We start from the raw sequence: 6447 nt of genomic DNA, 5'->3' as shown, positions 1-6447 counted from the left end.
AGGTCCAGCAGGCGCTCCCACACACCCTGCTTGGCCCAACGGATGAACAACTGCGCCGCCAGCCACCATGGGCCGAGTTCTGCCGGGATGCTGCGCCACTTGGCGCCGTTCTGGTGCCGCCAGAAGATCGCCGAGATGGTCCGGCGCAGCTCCTTGGGCGGCGTTTTGCCGTGTGGGCGGACCTCCTCGATCAGCGGCTCCCAGAGCGCCCACGCTGCGTCGGTGAAAACCTCGCACCCGTTCCCGTCCGTCATGCCCCGAATATGGGAGTAGCACTCAAGCTCTAACAGGCCTTAAGCACGGAAGGAAGGAAAAGACACCGAAGCGTTGCGAACGCCGATCGCATCGTGTGGCTCTAGTTTCCCGTTTTCACCCAAGAGATTTTGGTGTGAAAGCCCGCTTGAAAATGCCACCACGACGCGAGATGTTGCGCTTACCGTGCGGCGGAGTGCCTACCAATAGAACTTTATCGCATTCTCAACCGGGCTCTGAGCAGCAGCCGGGCCACTTCGGTGATTACCTCAGGGCCGCGGCGTAGCGCGTCCAAGTCGGCCAGCGCCGCCAATGGAAAATTTTGGCATATGCGTGATTTGTTGCAATCAGCCCGGTGGCTTGGGCTTAAACCGCTTCATCACGTAGAGGGTTAGCACCGCGAAAAGGCATATGACTGCGCCAACATCGTAGGCGGCAAGGCCCACCGAAACCCCCATGGCACCCGTAGCCCAAAGGCTGGCAGCCGTTGCCGTGCCATGCACCTCGCCGTGGTCCTTCAGAATGGCGCCACCGCCGATGAAACCCATGCCAGTGATCACACCCTCGACGATCCTCGCCATGGCCTCAGGCTCGCCCTTGGTGATCCCTTCTGTAGCTTGGATGAAGCCACAAGCGGCAATCGCCACAAGGGGAAAGGTCCGCACCCCGGCACTACGATCCTCTTGCTCACGGTTCCAGCCAATCAAGAAAGCCATTACATAAGCGATAGAGAGATCACGGATATGCGGCAGGAAGGCCAGTTGCCGGACGTTGGGGAGAAGATCAAATGGGTCCATGCTTGGAGTGTATCGGAAGGAGTTTGGCAGAACTGGTTTTGCCGCAGATTTGAAATGGATGGGCGGGTTCGCAGGTCGATAAGGTAAAGCCAACCTCACTAAGGTCTTAAATCGGATGTAGAACCATCGGGCAATAAGCTAGATCGCGCACTACTCAACCTCGGACCTAGTTGGCGGCGCAGTATCGCTATCGCGCTTGCGGCCCAGTGATACAGCAGGGGGTGCTGTCGGGAGATCATCCACCGGCCTTGTTGTCACTGACGCCTATGCGGAAGCTGCCGACCCTGGGCGGAAAGCTAAGAAGCACCAAGCAGACTCCCGCTGCCATAGGTGTCGAACCAATCGGGGTTTTGAATTTTGAGGTTCACGATGAAGTAGGCCGCCATCTTCGCTCCCTTCCTCGCCGTGGGAATGGTGCCCGGCCACAGATACGCCACCCGGGCAGCAGCCGCCTAACGTCGCCCGCTGGCGATCCTGATATCCGTCTCGATCATAACCGGCCCGCCTTTGTCGCCGACCTCGCGCCGCACCTCCTCGCGCACTGCGCGGCGCTGGTCGTCCGGTAAGGCAAGGTACGCCTGTCCGGTCGAACCGCCGCCACCTTCGAATGGACCGAAGTAGGCGCCGAAGGATGCCAGCGCGAAGCAGTGCGTTACAGTGGTGATCTCCACATCCCGGAAGCCTGCCCCTTCGAACAGCGAGTGTAGCCGCACCTCGTCGCCAAGCGAGAACATGCGCGCGTTGTCCTCCGCAACGGCGGGCGCGTAGCGGGCGATGGCCCGGTTGATCCGCCCATTGTAGGAGCGATCAACAGCGGTGGTGACCGACACCACCGTTCGGCCGCCTGGGCTTAGGACGCGATGGAACTCTGCAAGGCCCGCGCAGCGTCGGGAAAGAACATAAGCCCGAGGCCGCACAGCACGGCCTCGAAGTTCTGGTTGGGGAAGCCCATAGCTTGGCCGTCCTCGACCGCAAAGAGGACGTTCGACAGATTGCCAAGACGTTCCCGCGCCTTGCCAACCATCGCAGCCGAGATGTCCGCGGCTGTGACGTGACCTGACGAACCCACCGCCTCGGCGGCTGCACTCGTGACAAGTCCAGTCCCGGCTGCAATGTCGAGCACCCGCATGCCGGGTGCCACCTGGGCCGCGCGGAGCAGGAAAGGGACGAAGTGCGAGGAAACGTGAGCGAAGGCCCCCTCGTACCCCGCCGCAGCCGCCTCATTAGTAAAGGTCAGCCCCTCTCTCATCCTGCCCTCCTTACCGACAGTTATGCGTATGGCGCCCGCCACCCGCAGTTGGTCCTGACCTCCGTCATCACCTCAGGGCACTATTCCATCCGCAACCCGAGCATGCGTACGATATCCCGCTCCTCCTCGTATTGGCGCCGGGCCGCAACTGCGTAATCCTCGAAGCCAAGATACAGGACCGGCATATCGTACTGGTCCAGCACCGCAAGGTGCGTGGGGTCGAATAGCGCCTCCTTGAGTGCGTCATGCAACGCGCTCACGATCTCCGGATGGAGACCGCGCGGCCCGGCGATGCCGTAGGGCGCCGGGACAACGAGATCGATGCCCACCTCGCGCAGCGTAGGAGCATCGGGGAACCGCTTGATGCGCTCCGCGCCGAAGGTCACCAGCAGGCGCAGCCGCCCAGCCTCGACCAGCGGCGCCCAGGCGCTCCCCCTGCGCGCTGGCCTGCACCTGTCCTGCTAGCAGGGCTTGGAGGTCGTCGGTGGTGCCGCGGAATGGAACATGGGTCCAGTTGACGCCACGGAGCCGTGCAATCCGCTCCATGGTCGCGTGCAGCGGGCTACCCACGCCGGGCGAGCCGTAGTTGATCCGGCCAGGGTTCGCCTGGGCGTGGTTGAGCAGTTCAGGAAAGGTCTGCCAAGGCGCGTTGGCACGCACTACCACACCGAAGGTGTAGCCAGTGAGTTGGATTACCCAGGTAAAGTCAGTCAGCGGGTCGAAGGGCGGGCGGGCAGACATATGCGGGATGCGAAACACGCCCGAGGGCGGCATCTGCGAGAGCAGGTAGCCGTCCGGCCGCGCGTCCTTGAGCGCCACTGCGCCGAGCGAGCCGGTCGCGCCGGGTCGGTTCTCGATGACGATTGGCTGGCCGAGATGCCGGGCCGCCAGTTCACACAAGGCACGCATCTGCGTGTCGGAGGCGTCCCCTGGAGGCCAGGGCACGATCATGCGGATCGGCCGGTCGGGAAAGCGCCCCTGAGCCATGCCAGACCGGGGTGCGGCTGCGGCACTGCCAGCTACCGCGAGCAAGGTGCGTCGGGTGGGAAAGCATTCGAAACGGCTCAAAGCATCCTCCCCAATTTCACGCGGTCACCATCGGCCCGGCCCGTTCCCGCCGTCAGGCATCTCTGCGCACCGTGTAGGCGCAGCAGTTGCACGAACCGAAGCAGCGGCACGTGACGAGGTCGCACGTCGAACCGCCTACGAGGGAGTCCACCTACGCCTCGCCGATTGCCCCCACTTTGAGCAGCAGCACGCGAAACACCGCGCAGAACCCGCGTGTCATCTACCCGATGCTCTTGTCATAACGACCGCGGTGTTCTCGCGGAAGTAGAGGTCGTCTAGCGGGGAGCCGTCACTGCGGTCGGTAGCCGCCATAGCTCATTGTCCCGTGGCCAGAGCCGTGTTGGCTTCCTCGAAAAGGCGCATGTTCTTGGCCACATCGTAGCGCTCCTCCCGCAGTGTCTCGGGGTCCCATTCACTGCGTTCGATGCTGAAGAAGTCTCCGCCATAGACATGAATGGCCCCAGTCAGGCGGGGAATGGGATTGGTCACAGAGTGGATGATGTCCCGGCCCAGAACAGTGCAGTCTCCGGTGCGTAACGCCTTTGCGCCTGCCGCCTCGACCTTGCCGCCCTCCACCCGGCGCCAGAAGATGTTGTCCTCGCAGCCGGTGTAGATGCCGATCACCGCCCAAATGCGGTGGTCGTGCGGCATCAGGGTCATCTTCGGTCCCCAAACGATGTTGAGGATCGTCAAGTCTGGGGCATGATAGAGCTTCTGGACCCCTGCACGGCGGGGCTCACCAAGCCCGGCGAGCACGCTGCTGGGGTCTGCTACCGCCCGGGCAACGACCTCGCGGACCGCGCGGTGTGCACCATGGTCCTGGGCAAGCGCCGTGCGGCAGTCAGCCGCGAACCGGTCGAGGTCAAACATTGCCCTACCCTCCCGCGCGAGCGCTGAGATGAATGAAGGTCAGCGCCTCGGCTGCTGGGAAGCCTAGGCCTTTCTGATCCGCCGCAGCACGCGGGAATTACGGCATAGTATTTTAGCGGAACGGTTGGGAGCGGACCCGGCAGCACCGAAGCCCGTCTCTATGTGCTAACAGCACCAGCCCTATGTCGCAGGCCTCACCCTCGTTGGTTCGCCGCTCAAAGCCGGCTGAGGAGCGACAGCCGTGGATGCAGCGGAGCAAAAGCTCTTGCGAGTTATTCGAGGGAGACCCACAGCCCGAGCGATGGTGCTAGTCTCGTTCATGCGTGGCGCTTTTAGCTTGCTACCGCTGTTTTAGGGCCTCCATGTTTTGCGGTAAGCGGCTGACCGAGCTTCCATTCACCAGGGAGGGGGATCATGGCTCCGTGCATCCGGTCTGTAACGGAATCCGACGCCCTTCAAGTCGGTCGCATCATGCATGATGCCTTCCGCGGAATTGCCGAGGCACATGGGTTTCATCCAGACCTCCAAGATGTTGAGGACGGGATTCGACTCGCGGATACCTTTATCACCTCGCCAACCATGTTCGGGGTCGTTGCGGAGCAAGATGGCCACATCGTCGGCTCCAACTTTCTGGCGGAAGGTGACCCAATCCGTGCTGTTGCCACATTAACGGTCGATCCGCGGTTCCAGGGCCGTGGTGTTGGCCGTGCTCTGATGGGAGCCGTTCTAGATCGTGCCAAAACGGCTGCCAGCGTGCGCCTTGTCGCTGATGCCTTTAACGTCCGCTCCGTGCCGCTCTACGCCTCGATGGGTTTCGAAGTTAAAGAGCCCTTACTGGTGATGCGCGGCACCTGCCGGAGCGGGCCACTGCCCGGTTACGTGACTCGCCCGCTAGTCGCCGACGATCTCGCCGACTGCGGTATGCTTGCCAGCAGAGTTTATGGCATGGAGCGTACAGTGGAAGTGCGTGACGCCCTTAAACACTTCAAACCATTTATTGTTGAGAGAGACGGCAGAGTTTGCGGCTACTTATCCTCTGCGGCCTTGTGGCTAGCAAATCACGGCATTGCGGAGACTGAGAGCGATCTCAAATCGCTGATTGCGGGAGCATCAGCGATGATCGATGGACCGATCTCGTTTTTGCTTCCAGTACGGCAGGCCAGCTTATTCCAGTGGTGCATCAGCGAGGGGTTACGCGTCGTGAAGCCGATGCTCCTTATGGCCAAGGGCGAGTACCATCAGCCAGAAGGAGCTTGGTTCCCGTCCGTTTCATACTGACCCCTCGGCCATCGCGATGTTCGTGGCTTTTAGTTCAAAGTTTGGGCCAATGTCACGGCGGGGTTCCACAAGGCGAGCGTCCGACGCAGCCGGTGCGCTCTGCGAGTTCGTCTTGCTTCGTAAGGTCAGCACCGCTCCGCAGGTGGACGCTTAAACGCTGTACGCGAATAGACGCCTTACTGCGCCTAAATTTGCGCAACGATCCGCCGCGAGATGATGGAGATCATCGCAATCCAGATGTGCTCGGCAAAGAGGTCGGCGGCTTGGCCTGCTTCTTCCTGCGGTACTCAGCCCATCTTCGCCGAGCACCCACGGACTGGGCCTTCTGCATTGCCTCTCGGCGCTCAGGGTCATCCCATACCCGGCCGAACGCCCCCCCCACCTCTAAAGCAGGCTTGCCCTTGGTCGCGCGTCGGTAAGGCGATCATGTTGGCGTCCTGCTTCGGGACAACATGAAGCTCCGGCGAACAGCCGGCAGGCCACCTTTCTGATCATGCGGAGGCGGTCAGTTGCCGACTACCTGCATTATTCGTAGACGGCATGTCGACTGACAGCGGCAACGTGCCGTGGTGCCGCGGACGAGCGACCTACCTAGTGCACTGACTCAAACGGAAGGTGCAGGAAGCCTGGCCAGCGTGCCGAGGATGGTGTCGGCAGGCCTGGTCCAGGCGAATGGCTTGGCCTTCTTGTTGTGGTCGCGGATGTAATGGGTGATGGCGTCCTGCAGGTCGGGGACTGACTGAAAGACGCCGCGGCGGATGCGCCTGCGTGTGATGGCCGAGAAGAAGCCCTCGACGGCGTTGATCCAGGACGCCGATGTCGGCGTGAAGTGGAAGACCCAGCGCGGATGATCAGCCAACCACTGCCGGACCTTTGGGTGCTTGTGGGTGGCGTAGTTGTCAAGGATGGCGTGGATCACCTTGCCGGCGGGGA

General features: G+C 62.0%; 8 protein-coding genes and 1 pseudogene. 1 reads left to right on the top strand and 8 read right to left on the bottom strand.

Going from position 1 to position 6447, the window contains the following annotated elements; genetic code table 11:
• The 7 genes and pseudogenes from EP26_RS29180 to EP26_RS29160 all read right to left on the bottom strand — a co-directional run.
• On the bottom strand, positions 1 to 254 hold a 254-nt coding region (locus EP26_RS29180), incomplete at its 3' end, for a transposase (RefSeq protein ID WP_043344652.1).
• Between the two features lie 345 nt (positions 255 to 599).
• Positions 600 to 1049, bottom strand: a complete 450-nt coding sequence (locus tag EP26_RS29175; RefSeq protein WP_052389842.1) for an MgtC/SapB family protein — start codon at positions 1047 to 1049, stop codon at positions 600 to 602.
• 452 nt (positions 1050 to 1501) lie between these two features.
• Entirely contained in the window at positions 1502 to 1879 is a 378-nt protein-coding gene (locus EP26_RS32695) for a hypothetical protein (RefSeq protein ID WP_052389841.1), read from the bottom strand.
• A 20-nt stretch (positions 1880 to 1899) separates the two neighbouring features.
• Positions 1900 to 2298, bottom strand: coding sequence for a class I SAM-dependent methyltransferase (locus EP26_RS29170; protein ID WP_052389840.1), 399 nt, complete (start codon positions 2296 to 2298; stop codon positions 1900 to 1902).
• Between the two features lie 80 nt (positions 2299 to 2378).
• The gene (locus tag EP26_RS38380; protein ID WP_281177139.1) at positions 2379 to 2684 is read right to left on the bottom strand and encodes a tripartite tricarboxylate transporter substrate-binding protein; all 306 of its coding nucleotides are present in this window, start codon (positions 2682 to 2684) and stop codon (positions 2379 to 2381) included.
• Positions 2685 to 2802: 118 nt separating this feature from the next.
• Positions 2803 to 3207, bottom strand: a pseudogene (locus EP26_RS38820) (Bug family tripartite tricarboxylate transporter substrate binding protein); the annotation flags it as partial.
• 474 nt (positions 3208 to 3681) lie between these two features.
• Positions 3682 to 4236, bottom strand: coding sequence for a cysteine dioxygenase family protein (locus EP26_RS29160; RefSeq protein ID WP_043344651.1), 555 nt, complete (start codon positions 4234 to 4236; stop codon positions 3682 to 3684).
• A gap of 471 nt (positions 4237 to 4707) precedes the next feature.
• On the opposite strand from EP26_RS29160, the gene EP26_RS34130 reads away from it, so the two are divergent.
• Positions 4708 to 5514 carry a GNAT family N-acetyltransferase gene (locus EP26_RS34130; RefSeq protein WP_169747534.1) on the top strand — a complete coding sequence of 269 codons (807 nt, stop codon included), beginning with the start codon at positions 4708 to 4710 and terminating at the stop codon, positions 5512 to 5514.
• 604 nt (positions 5515 to 6118) lie between these two features.
• Here the strand turns inward: EP26_RS34130 and EP26_RS29155 are convergent.
• On the bottom strand, positions 6119 to 6447 hold a 329-nt coding region (locus tag EP26_RS29155; RefSeq protein WP_043341976.1), incomplete at its 5' end, for an IS630 family transposase.

Origin of the sequence: Belnapia moabensis DSM 16746 (assembly GCF_000745835.1) — a bacterium.
Lineage (GTDB): Bacteria > Pseudomonadota > Alphaproteobacteria > Acetobacterales > Acetobacteraceae > Belnapia > Belnapia moabensis.
Note: the sequence above shows the minus strand (reverse complement) of the source record. Positions and strands in the feature narration are given on the sequence as shown.

Coding starts and splice junctions, on each gene's coding strand:
- EP26_RS29175 (WP_052389842.1), bottom strand. CDS start 1,049: ATGGACCCATTTGATCTTCTCCCCAACGTCCGGCAACTGGCCTTCCTG.
- EP26_RS29170 (WP_052389840.1), bottom strand. CDS start 2,298: ATGAGAGAGGGGCTGACCTTTACTAATGAGGCGGCTGCGGCGGGGTAC.
- EP26_RS29160 (WP_043344651.1), bottom strand. CDS start 4,236: ATGTTTGACCTCGACCGGTTCGCGGCTGACTGCCGCACGGCGCTTGCC.
- EP26_RS34130 (WP_169747534.1), top strand. CDS start 4,708: ATGCATGATGCCTTCCGCGGAATTGCCGAGGCACATGGGTTTCATCCA.